A 16,818-nucleotide genomic window follows, 5' to 3' on the forward strand; every position below is an offset into this window, starting at 1 on the left:
TACAGGTAGCCCTCTCCCCTCTATATTGGCATGATTTTTGCATATATAATTTGTGCAAACCGAACTAGAGGAGGAATACACATGACCAATAAAAACAACTTAATCGTTTGTCGTTGTGAAGAGGTTACATACGGACAACTTCAATCGACAATTGCTGAATATAACTGCTCGGCAAGAGAATTAAAACTAAGAACACGTGCTGGCATGGGATTTTGCGGTGGTCGCACATGCAGAATAATGATAGATCGAATGATTGAAAATGCGAATCCTGACGTAACTCTTAATGAACTACCGTTAAAATATCAACCACCAATACGTGCAGTTACTTTTGGATCGGTAGGTGAAAGTAAATGAGTAGAATTACACATCACCCTATTTTAGGTACTTTACAAAGTAGTGGGCGTATTACTTTTCAATTTAACGGTCATCAATACGAAGCATATGAACATGAAACGATAGCTGCTGCCCTGTTAGCAAATGAAATACGGACATTAAGAGTTCATGAAGATAGCGGGACACCGCGAGGTATTTATTGTAATATCGGGCACTGTTCCGAATGCCGCGTGACAGTAAATAATCAAACAAATGTACGCGCATGCTTAACTGTTGTAGAAGAAAACATGGTTGTTGAAAGCGGGAAACAGCATCCGAATATCGTGAGAGAGATGGTGAAAAAACGATGAGTGATGTAATTATCATTGGTGCAGGACCAGCGGGATTATCTGCTTCTATCTCTTGTGCTCGTTTCGGACTAAAAGTGCTCGTTATTGATGAATTTATGAAGCCGGGCGGGAGATTGTTAGGACAGTTGCATCAAGAGCCTACTGGAGAATGGTGGAACGGAATAGAAGAATCGAAGCGACTTCATGAAGAAGCAGAATCACTTTCAGTACATATCAGGTGCGGTGTTTCGGTCTATAATTTAGATAAAGATGAAAACAATTGGTTTGTACATACTAATATCGGTACGTTAGAAGCACCGTTCGTACTACTTGCTACTGGTGCTGCGGAATATTCTATTCCCCTTCCAGGCTGGACACTTCCAGGAGTGATGTCAATTGGAGCAGCTCAAGTTATGACAAATGTTCATCGCGTGCAAGTTGGAAAAAAAGGAATCATTATTGGTGCTAACATTTTGTCTTTCGCCATTTTAAGTGAATTGCAATTAGCGGGAATTAAAGTAGATCATATTGTACTCCCTGTAAAAAGCGAGTTAAGTCAAAAAGCTGGTGAACCTGAAGAAGTTTTAAACTCTCTTTTAAATGCAGCACATCTCGCTCCTTCTGCTATTTTACGAATAGGTAGCCACTTTATGAAATATGATTGGATTCGAAAAGCTGGATTAACATTCTATCCAAACAGCGGAATGAAAATAAACGGAACGCCACTTCACCTTCGGAAAGCAGCTCTTGAAATTATCGGAACAGATCAAGTTGAAGGTGTACGTGTTGCTAATATTGACTCTAAAGGAAATGTTATGAATGGATCAGAGAAAATATATGAAGCAGATTTTGTTTGTATTGCTGGGGGATTATACCCACTTGCCGAACTTGCAGCTGTAGCTGGTTGTCCCTTCCATTACATTTTAGAATTAGGCGGACACGTTCCTCTCCATTCCGAAACAATGGAAACCCCTCTTCCTGGTTTATTTGTAGCTGGCAATATTACAGGCATTGAAAGCGGAAAAATTGCGATGGCGCAAGGAACAGTTGCAGGTCTATCAATTGCTAAATATGCAGGTGAAAAACATGATATAGTCGACCAACAATTATATCACGCCATTCAAAACGTTCACTCTGTTCGTCAGAAAGCTGCAATTCAGTTTAATCCGATGGTAGATATCGGTAGACGAAAGATGAATGAAATTTGGCGTGATCATTCTTCTACATATGCACATACTAAAAAGAGCTGCTGAGATTACTCTCAACAGCTCTTTTCTCTACTCATCTGAGTTATTAAATTTCGCTAATGCGTAAATACCTTCTTCATCATCTAATTCAAGTTGTAATCTCGCTGCGAATGCATTGACATTATATTCTCTGTCAAGCAATAAACGTAATGCTTCGATTAAGTTTGCTTGAATTAAAATTTGCTGGCGACCATTTACCTCTACTTCCGCAGAGAAACCGTAGTCATCGTCATACATGAGTTCAACTAACACTTCTTCTGGACCCACTTGTCTTTTTTCAGCGATATATACGCAAAGCGCATTTATTAATTCTTGTTCAGAAATTTTTATTGTTTCCATGCTACTTCATCTGCCTTCTTCTTACGTTGGTTCTTGAAGTATTTAAATGCACGAACTGCTAACATTACGATACCAGCCATTACTAACATATTTACCATAAATGCTAATACAGAACCAAGAGCTCCCATATTTGCAAATAAGCTACCCATTAGTAAACCACCAAGACCACCTAGTAATAAACCTTTCATAAAGCTTCCTTTATTACTTTTTGGTGCTGTGTTTGTTGCTTTCGTTTTTGAATCTGGAGTCGTTTTTTGAGAATTTACATTTGAGTCTTTTTTGTTTAAATCAACTTTTGACTTTTGACCTGAACTTGGTGTAAATGATTTTTTACCAGATTTGTAACTTTTCGCTGCCGCATGATCTACGAACATAAAGCTGCTAGCTCCAAAGATAACCATGAATGCTGTCATTACTGCTACAAGTTTTTTCAACATATTATATCCATTCTCCTTTTATATAGATATATGTGAAATCTATCTTTCTAGTAAATTCAGAGTGATAGATTTGTTTTTAAAAACATTTTAAAGGTTCTTATGAACTTATTATATGAACTTTTGTCGAAATATGCAAGTATTATTTACTTTCAACAGTTTGGTGACAAAGGAAAAATTAAGCAAAACAGAATTGACTTTAAATGAAACAAAACATATTATAAGTTCATAAGAACTTTTTATTATTTTGGAGGTGAAAAGATGGAAACATTTCATCTCACACGAAACGAAATGGCTACCCTTCTTCTATCACTAAGAGGATGGAATACGAAAAAGCCTCTCGGTATTTTACAAGAAGCTTGGGCGAAGTCACATAAAAAAGATATTGAAAGCGGACAAAGCGTTACAGCTTTTATTACTACCGCACTTTCACCTATTTTTGAAAAGCTGATTAAAATTGACGATACTGACGTCGGTTTTTCTTTAAATGAAATAGTCGCACTTGGCAATCAGATTGAAAACACAAGTTTCTCTGTAACTGCTATGCAAAACTGGGTGAAACGAGATATAAAAGAAATGATTGGCTCTCCTCAAAAAGGGAAAAAATATTCAATTGAACAAGCAGCCTTACTATTCATTGTCGAAGATTTAAAAACAGCACTTGATTTCGAATCCATTCGTAAGCTATTACGCCTTATCGTAAATGACCCAGCCGATCGAAGTGATGATTTAATCAATCCTGTTCATTTATATGTAGCATACTCTTCTCTATTTGAAGAACTCAATCAAGGGAATTGCTTACAATTAAATGCAACAGATACCGTTCATACAATTGAAAACATCGTAAAAGAAAAAGCTGATAAAATCGCAAGCAAGTTTGATCAAATTAATAATGAACAACGTGAAGCGATTCGTAACGCCATTATTATTGCGACCCTTTCTGTACATACCGCTTATGTACAAATGTTAGCAAAGCGTTACGTAACAGCAACTTTATTTTTACAGAACTTAGATGTGAAGCCTTAAAAAATAGGAGCAGAAATGCTTCTATTTTTTTATGAGAAATTTTTAATAATCTTTTCATTAACCCTTCATGAAAACGTGGCTTATATCCTTTACTATAATACTTATGAGAGACATAAAAGAATTGAAATAGCAATCCCCTATGTAAATAAGGTATAATCTACATATAGTGAACCTTTTACGTCGTTAAATAAAAGGTTCTTATACTAAAAAATTCATAAACTAGAAGGTGCAACAATGTTAAGTAGTTTTATTCATTCAGTATTAACGTTTTTTGAAGGACTAGGTTATTGGGGCATTATGCTTGGACTGATGATTGAGATTATTCCAAGTGAAATTGTCCTTGCTTATGCAGGATACTTAGTATTCAATGGTAGTATCTCATTTATAGGCGCAGTTGTATTCGGTACAATTGGCGGTGTTATTGCCCAAATCTTTATTTATTGGCTTGGACGATACGGCGGACGCCCTATATTAGAACGTTATGGAAAATATATTTTCATACATAAAAAACAAATAGATGCTGCAGAAGATTGGTTTAATCGTTACGGAACTGGTGTCATTTTTACAGCACGCTTCATTCCAGTAGTGCGGCATGCGATTTCAATTCCTGCTGGTATTACAAAAATGCCATTACTACGTTTCACTACATTAACAGCCCTTGCGATTATCCCTTGGTCTATTATTTTCATTTATTTAGGTGAAAAACTAGGTGAAAATTGGGAGAATATTAACGATATTGCTGGTCCGTATGTGAAATCATTCGCAATTGGCGGTGTCATACTCGTTCTTTTATACTTCATCATTAAAAAATGGACAAAAAAAACGTAAAAATCTTGCTTAAGATAATAAATAAAAACCGCTATACATTCATTACGAACTATAGCGGTTTTTTATGTTTAAATTGACTAATCTGTAGAAATTACAAGAAAACCCCTCAGTTTAACATTTACATGGATAAGCAACAATTCACTCGTCCATTTCGTATATTATCTCAAAAAGGAGTGATTCCCCTATGCATTGGCAGCAAAAAATACCATACTTAATCGGACGCCCTATCGGTATTTCCTTCATAAATGGGCAAGGAACTTCTGGCGTATTATGTTCAGCGCATGATGGTCAATTATATGTATATGAATACCTTTATCAAGCCCAGTTCGCAATGAAACATTATGATTATAGACAGATTCAAGATATACATGTATTCCCAAATTGCCCTCACCAAAATCCTCTATACTAAAAAAATCGGAACGGCCATAGCCATTCCGATTTCTATACTTTATTTCTCAGAATTAAATTTCTGCACTGCTTCATCAAAATAAATCCAACCTTTCCAGCCCAAATGAATCGTATCTTTTAAGAAATACTTATCATATTCATGACCAGAGAAATCAACTACTGGATATCCTGCTTTCTCAACCTGTTCTCGAACTTTTTTATAATACACTTCACGGCGTTCTTTCGGAAAGCCAGTATAATCATACCAAGGCCCATTTACAGGTACAGAAATAAAGAGTGGTTTGACATTTTTCTCTTTAAATAAATCTAAAATAATTTGCAAATCATCATATTCTGGTGATTCATCATATGTTTCATTTGCTCTAAAGTTTTTTAAACCTTTTAGTTTTTTCTTCAGATTATTCTTATGATAATACGGATTTTCAATTCCGAATGTATTTGTAGTAGACTCAGCTTTCCCTTCTTGTTCTGCGTGTTTACGTGCGTCTTCCCAAGAAATTGAACGAAGTCCGATATTTGTTTTCTCTTTCATCGGTTCGATTTTAAATAAAGAGTTAAATAAATCTCTATGATCTAAAATATTTCGATGCATATAAGCAAGTGGTTTAACTAAACCTGCTTTTATGTTATGTTTCGTATCATTATATACAATACCTTCTAATGAATTTTTTAATATATCATCTTCTTGAACAACTTTATAATCTAATAGCCGTTTCGCGATTTGCTTCTTCATTTCTGGATTTATCTCATCATTAAAAATAAAATGATATGCTTGTTGTTTGGAGAAATTATTAGTGAAATCCCCTTGTGATACACCAGTCTTTGTAAACCATTGTGGTGAAAGAACAAAGACTACTTTTTTACCTTCTAATTCATCCATAGTAGATGTCATATTTAAAATATGAGCTAAACTTTGTGTACCGCCAGTTCCAATTAAAAACGGTGTAAAACCAGCTGGATTTACTTTGAAATAATTAGACGGATGATATGCATCCATTCGTAAAAATTCTGATGAACCGTACATCGGTAAATACTGTGAATTCTCTAACATTTTTTGCTGTAAGAAAACACTTTGTAATTTCCCTTTTTGTAAAGAAGTTGCCGCATCTTCTACCTTCTTATCACTAATAAGCGGCACTAAACTTTTCGAGGGGATTAGAATGATAATGAAAAAAAGCACACACGCTAAAATTATAGGACCAAAAGCATGCTTCATTTTCATCTTTTGTCCCTCTTTCTATCGTTATTAAATTGTAACCCTTGTTTTTGACACGTCATCTTTTCTCTCCTTTTTATCTATACATGTTCCATTCTATTTATCTATTATATACATGTATGTATTTCCTTCCTTGTTCTATTAAGTCCTATATAAATAGCGCAAGAAAATGTTTCCATAGAAACACGTTAATTATACAAGATTATACATAAATTTCACACTGGAATTTTACTAATAATTTTATTTTTTAACAATGAAAAAACATATGAAATGTCTAGAATTCTTTGGATGATGTATGGAGTTCAAAATATGATAATAAGCGCCCGTTATGATTAACTTCATGAGTATATATAAACCCGAGCTTTCGTAAAAGTTTTTTCGAGCTCTCATTTGCTACTTTAACTCTAGCAATTATTCTTGTTACATTCAAAGTCTCTATTGCATATTTAATAGAAGCCTCTGCTGCTTCTAATGCATACCCATTCCTCCAATGTTCTGGGTCAAGGAGATACATAATTTCTATTTCACCTGTTTCATCTACCTTTCTTAAACCACAATGTCCTAAAAGCTTTCCTGTTTCACTATTAAATAACAACCATACCCCGAAGTCATACTGTTCCCAATGTAAGATAAGTTGCCCAATATAATCATTTGTTTCTTCCTTCGACATTCCTCTTGATTTAGCCAGCCATTTGCCAACAGTATCTTTTTTTAATATGTTATAAAACTGATCAATATCTTCTACAATTGGTTTCCTCATAAATAATCTTTTTGTATAAATTACTTTCTCTTCTTCAAACATAGACATCATTTTCCCTCCAAATACTGTTTACAGACTAATAAATTATACCATGAACCATTTTTCTAACTTTAAATAAGAAAAAACAGACTATCACATACGTGAAGTCTGTTTCCCCATTCTTTTATTTTTGTACATCTGCCCATTTTAAACTTGTAGCTGGACCAAATTGATGTACATATAAATCTTTCACATATGATTTTTGTAAGTAAGATAATCCGCGCTGGAATACCGGTGCAATTACTGCATCATCAAGTAGCATTTTTTCAGCATCTTGCATTGCTTTCCAGCGAGCCTTTTCATCATTACCTAATTCTGTTTTAATCTTCTTAATTAACGCATCATATTCTGGGTTTGCATATTCTGTATTATTGACGCTACTTCCAGAAAGGAATACTTCTAAGTAAGTCATTGGATCTGGATAATCCGGTAACCAGCGTGATAACGACATTTCATATTCTTTCTTCTTCTCAAGTGCTAATTTTTGCGTATGTGGTTGTAATTTCACATTCACTTTTAAGCCTGGTAAGTTTTTCTCAAGCTGCTCTTTAATGTACTCTCCAACTTTTTTAAAGTTTTCTAAGTCATAGTTTAATAGTTCTAACGTCACTTCATTTGTACCTGTCTCTTGTTTTGCTTTCTCCCAATATTCTTTCGCTTTTTTTACATCAGTTTTATTAAACTCACCTGCCGTACTTCTAAAATCTTTTTTGTCTGGGCCCTTTAAAAATCCTTTTGGTACGTAATAGTTTGCTGCAACCGATCCATCATTTAAAAATGAATCTGCGAGTCCCTTTTTATCAAAAACTATACTTAGCGCAAGACGTGCATTTTTATTTTTAAGAATCGGTATATTTTCATTAAATCGGAAGAAGTACATAACTGGATCTGTGTATTGTTTTAGCTCTTTATTATTTTTATATTTATCTACGAATTCAGTTGAAATGACAGCTCTATCAACTTTATCTGTTTCGTATAAATTTACCGCAGTTGAAATTTCTTTAACAATTTGATAGTTTACTTCATCTAACTTCACTTCTTTTTTATCCCAATACTTATCATTTTTCTTCATTGTAAAGCTCGCTTCATGCTTCCACTCTGATAATGTAAACGGTCCATTATATACCGCTTTATTTGCCTCTAATCCGTATTTATCACCTTGCTCTTTCGCATATTTTTCGTTAATTGGATAGAAGGATGGTAAAATTAATAATTTCGTAAAATACGGTACAGGATGTTCTAGCTCTACGACGAATGTTTTATCATCCTTCGCTTTTACTCCTAATTCATCTAGACCTAGTTGTTTTTTATTTATCTTCTCAGCATTTTTCACATCGTACGCAATGTATGCATATTGAGAAGCGGTATCTGGATTAATCAATTGCTTCCAAGCATATACGTAATCATGAGCGGTTACTGGATCTCCGTTAGACCATTTCGCATCACGCAATTGGAATGTATATGTCTTTCCATCTTTACTCACTTCATATTTTTGTGCGCCGGCTTCAATTACTTCATCATTTTTCGATAGACGGAATAGCCCTTCCATTACGTTATTTAAAACGTTAAACGAGACCGCATCTGTTACTTTCCCTGAATTTAACGACGGAATTTCACCCGTTTCTAGTAACTGTAATACTTTCTTCTCATCTTTCGGCTCTGTTGCAGTTTTTTCTTTTGCGCAACCAACTAAAAATGAAGAAACTAATAGAGTACTAACTAATGAGTAACGAACAACTTTTTTCATTTAAAAACCCCCCTCTATTTTTAAGGTAAGTAACGACGAGCACCAGCGTATTCTTCTATATATCCTGGTGTATTTAGCGGTATAATCTCTACCGACCTTTCAGCTCTTGGTGAGTGAATCATATTGCCATCACCAATATACATTGCAACGTGATGGACACTACCTTTCCCTTGATCATGTGCAAAGAAAATTAAATCTCCTTTTTGTAGGTTTTCTTTATCAACTGCAACCCCTGCTCTTGATTGCGGTCCAGAATCTCGCGGAATTGTAATGCCGTGCGATTTATAGATCGTATGCGTGAAGCCAGAGCAATCAAATCCAAAACCACTTGTACCAGCCCATATATACGGTAAACCTAAAAACATTTTCCCTGTGTTAATTAAATCATCAGCGGTCGGTTTTGGAATATCAGTTTGAGAACGGTAAACTGTTCCATCATTTTTTCGTAGCCATGCTTTCTGACCATTTGGCAACAATACACGATATGAAATTGTGTCTTCACTTAATAACGGCAGTCTTGTATTATAACTAACTTCAAGTGATTTATGTTTTTCAGAAGGATTTATATATAAAATCGCTGTTGGATTTGTTATTAACACAAAAGGTTCATTTGTTTTATCTGCAAATTCTTGATTATATGTTAATTGCTTTTCAGGCATCCAGCCCGGATAACCTTCTTCATTTCGTGGTGTTGGCTGTCCGTGCACTAATACCTTCACCCACTCGCCTTTCTTATCAATAACAGTTACTTCTTGACCGAGTAACGCTTGTGTTTCTAATTTATTTGCATTTGTTAACCATAGTTTCTCGTCAAGTGTCATTGATTTCGTCCATTTCCATAGATCCACTGGATTTGTTGCACTCGGTGTATCGATTGGCCTTAATGAATCAGGTGCTGTCCATAACGTTGCAGCAGATACATCTATAAATGCTTTATTATCCTTCTTTTCTTCAGCATTTGCCGATGTAAACGATGAAAATATAAATAAAGTTGTTAAAAATGCAGTTCCTACTTTTTTCATATATATCCCCCTTAAAAGATAGTTTCCTAGTCTCTTCTCCTAAGACTTACTATTCACTGTCGATTGAAGGTTTACCTTTGATCCAGAATAAGTCATTCCTTCCGGCTCTTCCATTAACCAAAGCGGTGCATCAAGATCAAAATAATGTATATTAGGATGCGCTGCCGCTAAATGCGCAACAGCGCTAACGGAAAGTGAAGATTCCATCATGCTTCCCACCATACACTTCACACCAGCTGTTTCTGCGATATCTGCAATACGCCATGCTTCACGTATGCCACCACATTTCATTAATTTAATATTAATGAAGTCTGCATATCTTCCTTGAACGAGCTTTAATGCATCACTTGCTGAAAATATACTTTCATCGGCCATAATTGGCGTTTGCACACGATCTTTGACGTACTTTAACCCATCCCAATCTTTCGCGTGTACTGGTTGTTCAATAAATTCTATATTTAAATTACGATTTTCCATCTCTTGAATGATAGAGACCGCTTCTTTTGGACTCCAACCTTGATTCGCATCTAAACGTAATGTCGTATTTTTTGGTACCACATTTCGAATTGCCTCAATACGTTCCAAATCTAAATACGCCTCTTTACCCACTTTAATCTTTAATGTTTGAAATCCTTTTTCTATATGTTTCTTCGCTTCTTTTGCCATTAATACAGGCTCATCCACACTCACTGTAATATCGGTATAAATTTCTTTCTTCCCGCCTAACAATGCATATAACGGTACATTTTGATATTGGCAATATACATCATATAAAGCGATATCTACCGCTGCTTTCGCACTTGAATTTCCAATACAACTCATTTGAATGCGCTGTAGTAACTGCTGAAACTGAATGATATCTTGACCAATTAAACATGAACGCATCGGTCCTAAAATCGCTTCTTCCATTCCACTGGTGAAATCACCCGTAATAACTGGTGTTGCGGCTGCAGCCCCCTTACCAATCACTCCTTCGTCTGTATGAATATAAACATCTATACTTTCAATTTCTGTTACAGTACGAAGTGCGGTTTTAAACGGTGTATGAAGTTTTACACGTCTACGATTTACTTTTACATCTGTAATTTTCATTTCGTTCATCCTTTCGTTCTCCAATGAAGTGAAATTTTAATCCACCGGAGATTTATACCCACAGATTATTAGGTAAACCTATTGGGCTTTTACCCTCCTATCTCCCTACTTTGTTTTCGTTTACTTTTGATGTAGGACGATAATGTGAAATAAAAAAATCCAGCCATAAGAATGATTCTTACGGCTGGATTTTGTCTATGATTGAGTAGACAAAGCAGCAATCTGATTATATTTTTTCTGTGCATCTTTTAGCGCTACAAGTAACGCTTTTTGAGAAGAGCCGAAATATCGGTTCTTTACTTCCATTACTAACGCCGGGTCATTTATATTTTTATGTAGAAATAAATATTTAACAAATTGAGATGTTAATGCAATTGTCGCTGAGCAGTCTGCATCTACAATTTCCCCTGTATCCTTAACAAGTACAAATGCTACGAAATAGCTTTTAAACTTTTCAGTAATGGGATTATTTTGAGGTGCTTTCGCATCCCCTACGATATAAATTGTATTTGAAGCGTACACAGCTATCTTCCTTTCGTATACGAGGATAACGGGTTTCTTAATAGTCGTATGAGCGAGGAACTCAACGTTGATTAAAAAATGTATCCGCTTACCTTGTATTATAATACAATTGACAGAATTTTAACAACATTTATTTTAGTGCATATTCCATATTTATGAAAATAGCTTAAACTCTTCATTTTTACAATATGTGATTGTTCCTTGTACCATGACATTCATACATAAAAAAACAGTTAGCGATGGCTAACTATTTTTTTCATTACTTGGGCATCACAAATATAGTTTCATTTGACTTAGAAAATTGATACTCTTTTCTCGCAAACTTCAAAATTTCTTCCTCATCGTCTGTTAAATTTTCTATGTTAGTCTTTAAAGAATCTTTATCTTTCTTTAAAGATACTAATTGTTCCTTTTGATCCGTAATCGTATCTTTCTTCTTATCAATTACTTCTTGTTGTTTCGTTAAAATATATTGAACGTACAAAGTAGTTGCTGCAATAAAAAGGACCATTAAAATAAGTCGCCTTAACTTCTTTTTATTTATCCTAAGCTTGTCACTAGGTTGTGATAATTGCTCTGGTATATTAGGAACATTTACTCGTTTGAGTTTCCTCATTCAAATCCCCCTAACCCATATTTTTCACTACCATCGGCACGTTTTCTTACTAGACTAGATTCTATTCTTATAAAATAAACTCCTTCCCAAAAATATCCCATAAATTAACCAATTAAAGATAGCATTCGACGACATTTCCATATTTACACCGATTTTTTTTATACATGCTGCTATAAAATAGTAGTTTCTGTAATTCTTTTTCTACTATTGTAGAAGAGTTTTTTTACACACAAAATTCCTTCCCTACATATCCATGTTATAACATGCTTACAAGGAGGGGAAATATGCATTACCGCACATTAGGCAAAACTGGAATAACTGTTTCTGAAATAGGTTTTGGGGCATGGGCAATCGGTGGTGATGAATGGGGACCTGTTAACGATAAACAATCTATAACTGCTATAAAAAAAGCCATTGAGTGTGGTGTGAATTTTATTGATACTGCGGATGTGTATGGTTTAGGACATAGTGAAAAGTTGGTGGCTACCGCGATTAAAGGACATCGTAATGATATTATCCTATCAACGAAAGGTGGTTTAATCGGACATCACTACGACCCTAATGGCGTTCCTGTATATGATACTCCCGAAAAAATCATCGCCGTATTTGAAACAAGTTTACAACGTCTTCAAACAGATTATATTGATCTTTATTTTTGTCATATTTGGTGGCATAATCGTAGAGAAACCGAAGCATTTCTACGTGCATTTGACATATTAAAACGTGATGGCAAAGTAAGAGCAGTCGGTGTTTCGACTCATGATTTACAATACATTCATCATTTCAATAACAACAACGAAATTGATATCGTACAACTTGATTACAATATATTAAATCGAAAACCAGAAAAAGATATATTACCATTCTTACAAGAGAAAAATCTAGGAGCTGTTATTCGTGGTCCATTAAAAATGGGCATTTTAACTGGAAAATTCACAAATAAAACAATTTTTCCAGATGGAGATTTACGCAAAGATTGGCCAAATGAAACTTGGTTTCAAGAAGACTTACAAACCGTAAAGAAACTTCGGTTGCTCTCAAATAAAAATCAGACCCTAGGGCAACTTGCACTTCGCTATGTACTCTCTCATCCGGCAGTAAGTGTTGTAATTCCTGGTGCGAAGTCAGGAACGCAAGCACAAGAAAATGCAAATGCATCTGTTCGCCCTATTTTGAGTGATGAAGAGCTTAACTATATTCATTCAATATAAAAAGCCCAATCCGGGCTTTTTAATTTGGCAAACTAATATCATACTCCATTCGTTTCGCTGTGTCCTCCGCAACATGCACACCTAACAAGTTTTTCACAATATGAAATGCCATATTAATTCCAGCTGAAATTCCGGCAGATGTTATAATATGTCCTTCATCTACAAACTTTACATTTTCTATAACTTCAACATTTTGAAACTCATTTTTAAACTTTTCAATACTAGCCCAATGTGTTGTTGCTTTTAAACCTTCTAGTAAACCTGCTTTCGCCAGTAATAACGCTCCTGTACAAACTGAAGTCATCAGCTTTACTTCTTTCATTTGCTGGCGAATCCATTTTATTACTATTTCATTTTTTATTTCATATTCTCTAGCACCTAGCCCACCCGGAATTATTAAAATATCCACTAGCGGTAAATTTTCAATACTATAATCCGGCTGTACCTTCAATCCGTTCCTTGCTGTAATCATTTCCCCATTCTCACTAACTGTATAAACAGTAAATGGTTTTTCTTCATTCACCTCAGTTACAGAAAAAACTTCAAATGGCCCTGCAAAGTCTAACACTTCTACTTCATTAAATAAAAATATACCAACACTCCATTTATTCATCATAAGTTCACTTCCTGTTTCAAATGATGTAAAAGATGGTCATATCCTTTTTCTAATGCAATATCATACGCTGTTTTCCCATCATTTTTCTTAATCATCTTATTAGCTCCATTTTTAAGGAGTAACATAATTATTTCTTCATTTCCTAATAATGCTGCTTCGTGGAGTCCTATCCAGCCACCACTTTGCATAATATTTACATCTGATCCTTTTTCAATTAAGAAAGCGACAAGTTCACTTTGCTTGTTCGCAATTGCCGCTTGCAAAGGTGTATTTTCATTTTCGTTTTTTGCTCTACTATGTATATCTGCACCGCTTTCTAAAAGAAAACTCGCTATTTCTTTCTGTCCAAAATAAGCTGCTAAATGAAGTGGTGTCCAGCCATTTTCACTACATTCGTTAACAATACTTGGACTCGGCTTTATAAACTCCACTACTTTTTCCTTATTACCACTTATAACAGCTTGTGCTATTGATTGTAAATGCTCCATAATAATCTCCCATCCTTCATAGTATTTAAGCATCCCCCTTCTACATGTTCTATTAATTACTACATTTTCCTTTTAAAACCTTAAGTTTACATAATAATATTATACATTACTTTTTGTGCTTAATGTTGAATAGCAATAATGTTAAAAATAATACCTTTAAACTATGAAGACTATGATTTCATTAGAGTTACTGAAAAAAGCAATTAAAAAAACTATACACATAGTTTTCATCATATTCGTTCAGTTGCATGAACTAAAACAGGTAATGTTTATTCTGTGCTATTCATGCTTTCAACATATCAAATAATATTATTCCAATAAAAAAACAATCCATTTTTAAAATGGATTGTTTTTTTATTTCTGTTTTATGCGGTTTATGTTATTTTTGTATTTTCAATGACGAAATAATTACGTTTACAAAAATGAAACACTACTATTTTAGTCCCTCTTATACTAAGTTTTTCATTTGAAAACAAAAACTTATTTTCGCCTTACGATTGAAAAAAACGTATGTAAAACTTTCTAAAACAGCTGCCTTATCATACTAATCTATAGCAATTCTGTCTTCTTCCCTTACCTGTTTCCTTTAACACATACGATTTTAAAACAAGCGCCGTTAATGAATCTGTTAGTGTTTTATATGATAAATTTGATAATGCCAATAGATCGTTCGTATATAACATTCTATGCTTCTCTAATAATAATAGTACTAATCGTTCAGACGGTTTTAATGCCTCATCACTTTCTAGTATAAAGTCTATATTTTTCATTTCTCTAATTATTACTCCTTATATAAAAAAATACTTTAGGTGCTAATTTAATATAAAAATAATACACAACAAAATTTGAAATATATTAAAATAACATTGCTTTAAGACACTATTATACTATAACATATAAAAAGCATTTGCCGAAATAGGAAATGCTTTTTATATTGCTTATATAATTCTTCAAAAACTACATTTAAAAACGGTTCGTCATTCTCTAAATATGAATGACGAACCGTCTTCCAGCTTCTTCTCAATTAACATGTTTTACCTTAAATATTTCTTGCAATATGCGGCTTACTGTAATGACTTGTTCCACCGCCACCTACTACTACTTTACCGCCTTTTTCAAAAATTAATAATTTACTTGAACCATCTGCAAGAAGCACTATTACTTCAGCATTATTACTTGTTGCTACATAAATTACATAACCACTCTTTGATATACAAGTTTCCCAATTCGAATCAAATTCTGATCTTACTACACGATTTGAATACACTTGATTTTCAATTCTATCTTGTTCTACGTTTTCCAAATTTATTGTCCCCTCTTCCCTGTATAGTTATATATATTAAAATAGCAGTCCTGTTTAAAATAGCGACCGATTTTAACATAAATAGTATATGTAATTAGTAGGAGAATGCTTAGACAATGGAAACGAAATAGACTTCGAAAATTTTACAATTGAAACTTCTCTTTAATCATTTCCGCTACTTCTTTTGCACTCAAATACGTGTTATTAATTTTTATATACTCTTCTTTTTCAATTTCACCATGAAGAGAGTTTAATCTATGCTTTTTCATCGTTTCTTTCAAATTATTTTCAGACCACGCAATATCTCTTTTTTTCGGTTTATGTTCTAATCTATTCGGGCTTTTATTCCGTTCTAATCTTTCATCTAATTCCGCTTCCAGCTCTACAAAATACACTGTCCCACCTTTTGATTCAAAAATACTTTCTACATGATGTATATAATCCCAATCCGATTGGAGGTCAAATGCCCATATATACGTAAAAATCATTCCAGATAAATGACTTTTAGATACTTCTTCAAATATTTCATTACGAAATAAACTTACTAGTCTTTTTGCTTCTGTCGTACTGTAATCAAAAATTGGACTTACTAAATCTATTGTCATGTGGTTATGAAAAAGTTTTAAACCGGTTAATGTTGCTAATTCTTGACCCACTGTCATTTTCCCAACTGCTTGTGGGCCAAATATTAATATAAGTTTCATTTATTTCCCTCCGATCTTTCTCTATAAACAATTACATAAAATTAAAAATAAGGCAGCCGATTTTGAATCGATTGCCTTATTTTTTTATTCATAGTATTAGTTCTATTCTTTTCGCACAGCTTCAAAAGTAAACATTTGATTTGCATTTGACGGTTCGTTTTTATAAGCATATTCAGCAGAGCAAGTAATATTAGAGAAACCTATACTTTCTAACAGAAGTTTAAACTCTTCTATTCCATACCAACGTACCGCAAAGCGTTGTAGTTCTGTTTGTACTAACTGTCCTTTACTCCACTTTTCATATTTCAAATATGATACAGTAACTTGGTTCAGCCAATCTATTTCAATTGATTTATTTTCTAATGTGATTCCGTCTCCGCTCGGCAAAGAGAAAGTCGATGTATGAATTCCCCCAGTCTTCCAGTCATGCGGAAGCATAATATCTACAATTAATCGTCCATCTGGATTAAGATGTTCATAAAAACATTTCAATGCATTTATAGAATCCACACGATTTTCAATTAAACAAAAAGATCCA

The 16,818-nt window shown here is 34.0% G+C and carries 21 protein-coding genes and 1 pseudogene; 7 read left to right on the top strand and 15 right to left on the bottom strand.

The genetic code is table 11. The features are described from left to right. Window positions 1–81: 81 nt before the first annotated feature. The 3 genes from JFU02_RS07145 to JFU02_RS07155 are packed head-to-tail and all read left to right on the top strand — an operon-like array spanning window position 82 to window position 1,915. On the top strand, window positions 82–354 hold the full coding sequence (locus JFU02_RS07145) for a (2Fe-2S)-binding protein (protein WP_000182619.1): 273 nt from the start codon (window positions 82–84) through the stop codon (window positions 352–354). Beyond that, entirely contained in the window at window positions 351–683 is a 333-nt protein-coding gene (locus JFU02_RS07150; protein WP_061667192.1) for a (2Fe-2S)-binding protein, read from the top strand. The genes JFU02_RS07145 and JFU02_RS07150 overlap by 4 nt, the downstream gene beginning before the upstream one ends. Next, the gene (locus tag JFU02_RS07155) at window positions 680–1,915 is read left to right on the top strand and encodes an NAD(P)/FAD-dependent oxidoreductase (RefSeq protein WP_001286088.1); all 1,236 of its coding nucleotides are present in this window, start codon (window positions 680–682) and stop codon (window positions 1,913–1,915) included. Before JFU02_RS07150 ends, JFU02_RS07155 begins: the two co-directional genes overlap by 4 nt. A gap of 24 nt (window positions 1,916–1,939) precedes the next feature. Here JFU02_RS07155 and JFU02_RS07160 read toward each other — a convergent pair whose 3' ends face one another. Together JFU02_RS07160 and JFU02_RS07165 are read right to left on the bottom strand one after the other, a co-directional pair. After that, window positions 1,940–2,248, bottom strand: coding sequence for a YxcD family protein (locus JFU02_RS07160; protein WP_000447757.1), 309 nt, complete (start codon window positions 2,246–2,248; stop codon window positions 1,940–1,942). Beyond that, a complete protein-coding gene (locus JFU02_RS07165) occupies window positions 2,236–2,685 on the bottom strand; it encodes a hypothetical protein (RefSeq protein ID WP_000914480.1) in 450 nt (149 codons plus the stop codon). The genes JFU02_RS07160 and JFU02_RS07165 overlap by 13 nt, the downstream gene beginning before the upstream one ends. Window positions 2,686–2,943: 258 nt before the next feature. Between JFU02_RS07165 and JFU02_RS07170 the strand changes: the two genes are divergently transcribed. The 3 genes from JFU02_RS07170 (at window position 2,944) to JFU02_RS07180 (ending at window position 4,945) form a co-directional block, all read left to right on the top strand. Then, window positions 2,944–3,708 (top strand): DUF1836 domain-containing protein, encoded by a 765-nt coding sequence (locus JFU02_RS07170; RefSeq protein WP_000447231.1) that lies wholly within the window; start codon window positions 2,944–2,946, stop codon window positions 3,706–3,708. Window positions 3,709–3,942: 234 nt separating this feature from the next. Continuing rightward, window positions 3,943–4,536 (top strand): undecaprenyl phosphate transporter UptA, encoded by a 594-nt coding sequence (uptA, locus tag JFU02_RS07175; RefSeq protein WP_201070449.1) that lies wholly within the window; start codon window positions 3,943–3,945, stop codon window positions 4,534–4,536. 184 nt (window positions 4,537–4,720) lie between these two features. After that, the gene (locus tag JFU02_RS07180; protein WP_086406353.1) at window positions 4,721–4,945 is read left to right on the top strand and encodes a hypothetical protein; all 225 of its coding nucleotides are present in this window, start codon (window positions 4,721–4,723) and stop codon (window positions 4,943–4,945) included. Window positions 4,946–4,984: 39 nt separating this feature from the next. On the opposite strand, the gene dltD is transcribed toward JFU02_RS07180, so the two are convergent. From dltD to JFU02_RS07215, 7 genes are all read right to left on the bottom strand, one after another. Then, on the bottom strand, window positions 4,985–6,166 hold the full coding sequence (gene dltD, locus JFU02_RS07185; RefSeq protein ID WP_000782288.1) for a D-alanyl-lipoteichoic acid biosynthesis protein DltD: 1,182 nt from the start codon (window positions 6,164–6,166) through the stop codon (window positions 4,985–4,987). A 268-nt stretch (window positions 6,167–6,434) separates the two neighbouring features. Further along, entirely contained in the window at window positions 6,435–6,968 is a 534-nt protein-coding gene (locus tag JFU02_RS07190; RefSeq protein WP_061667191.1) for a GNAT family N-acetyltransferase, read from the bottom strand. 115 nt (window positions 6,969–7,083) lie between these two features. Further along, entirely contained in the window at window positions 7,084–8,706 is a 1,623-nt protein-coding gene (locus JFU02_RS07195; RefSeq protein ID WP_098472064.1) for a peptide ABC transporter substrate-binding protein, read from the bottom strand. 20 nt (window positions 8,707–8,726) lie between these two features. Further along, window positions 8,727–9,728 carry a C40 family peptidase gene (locus JFU02_RS07200; RefSeq protein WP_061667189.1) on the bottom strand — a complete coding sequence of 334 codons (1,002 nt, stop codon included), beginning with the start codon at window positions 9,726–9,728 and terminating at the stop codon, window positions 8,727–8,729. Between the two features lie 39 nt (window positions 9,729–9,767). Continuing rightward, the gene (locus JFU02_RS07205; protein ID WP_142337869.1) at window positions 9,768–10,829 is read right to left on the bottom strand and encodes a dipeptide epimerase; all 1,062 of its coding nucleotides are present in this window, start codon (window positions 10,827–10,829) and stop codon (window positions 9,768–9,770) included. Between the two features lie 186 nt (window positions 10,830–11,015). Then, entirely contained in the window at window positions 11,016–11,342 is a 327-nt protein-coding gene (locus JFU02_RS07210; RefSeq protein ID WP_000271314.1) for a DUF3870 domain-containing protein, read from the bottom strand. Between the two features lie 259 nt (window positions 11,343–11,601). Beyond that, window positions 11,602–11,958, bottom strand: coding sequence for an FtsB family cell division protein (locus JFU02_RS07215; protein WP_001228726.1), 357 nt, complete (start codon window positions 11,956–11,958; stop codon window positions 11,602–11,604). A 284-nt stretch (window positions 11,959–12,242) separates the two neighbouring features. Between JFU02_RS07215 and JFU02_RS07220 the strand changes: the two genes are divergently transcribed. Then, on the top strand, window positions 12,243–13,169 hold the full coding sequence (locus JFU02_RS07220) for an aldo/keto reductase (RefSeq protein ID WP_086407455.1): 927 nt from the start codon (window positions 12,243–12,245) through the stop codon (window positions 13,167–13,169). 19 nt (window positions 13,170–13,188) lie between these two features. On the opposite strand, the gene JFU02_RS07225 is transcribed toward JFU02_RS07220, so the two are convergent. The 6 genes and pseudogenes from JFU02_RS07225 to JFU02_RS07250 form a co-directional block, all read right to left on the bottom strand. Next, window positions 13,189–13,785, bottom strand: coding sequence for a DJ-1/PfpI family protein (locus tag JFU02_RS07225; protein ID WP_061667187.1), 597 nt, complete (start codon window positions 13,783–13,785; stop codon window positions 13,189–13,191). Beyond that, complete coding sequence (locus tag JFU02_RS07230) at window positions 13,782–14,273, bottom strand: ankyrin repeat domain-containing protein (protein WP_141528734.1); 492 nt, start codon at window positions 14,271–14,273, stop codon at window positions 13,782–13,784. Before JFU02_RS07230 ends, JFU02_RS07225 begins: the two co-directional genes overlap by 4 nt. Window positions 14,274–14,812: 539 nt before the next feature. Next, complete coding sequence (locus JFU02_RS07235; RefSeq protein ID WP_000789031.1) at window positions 14,813–15,043, bottom strand: hypothetical protein; 231 nt, start codon at window positions 15,041–15,043, stop codon at window positions 14,813–14,815. Window positions 15,044–15,312: 269 nt separating this feature from the next. Then, entirely contained in the window at window positions 15,313–15,576 is a 264-nt protein-coding gene (locus tag JFU02_RS07240) for a hypothetical protein (RefSeq protein WP_000432429.1), read from the bottom strand. A gap of 143 nt (window positions 15,577–15,719) precedes the next feature. After that, window positions 15,720–16,280, bottom strand: a complete 561-nt coding sequence (locus JFU02_RS07245) for an AAA family ATPase (protein ID WP_201070451.1) — start codon at window positions 16,278–16,280, stop codon at window positions 15,720–15,722. 102 nt (window positions 16,281–16,382) lie between these two features. Then, a pseudogene (locus tag JFU02_RS07250) lies at window positions 16,383–16,818 on the bottom strand (class I SAM-dependent methyltransferase); the annotation flags it as partial.

The sequence above is a fragment of the Bacillus sp. TH13 genome (genome assembly GCF_016651175.1).
GTDB lineage: Bacteria > Bacillota > Bacilli > Bacillales > Bacillaceae_G > Bacillus_A > Bacillus_A thuringiensis_S.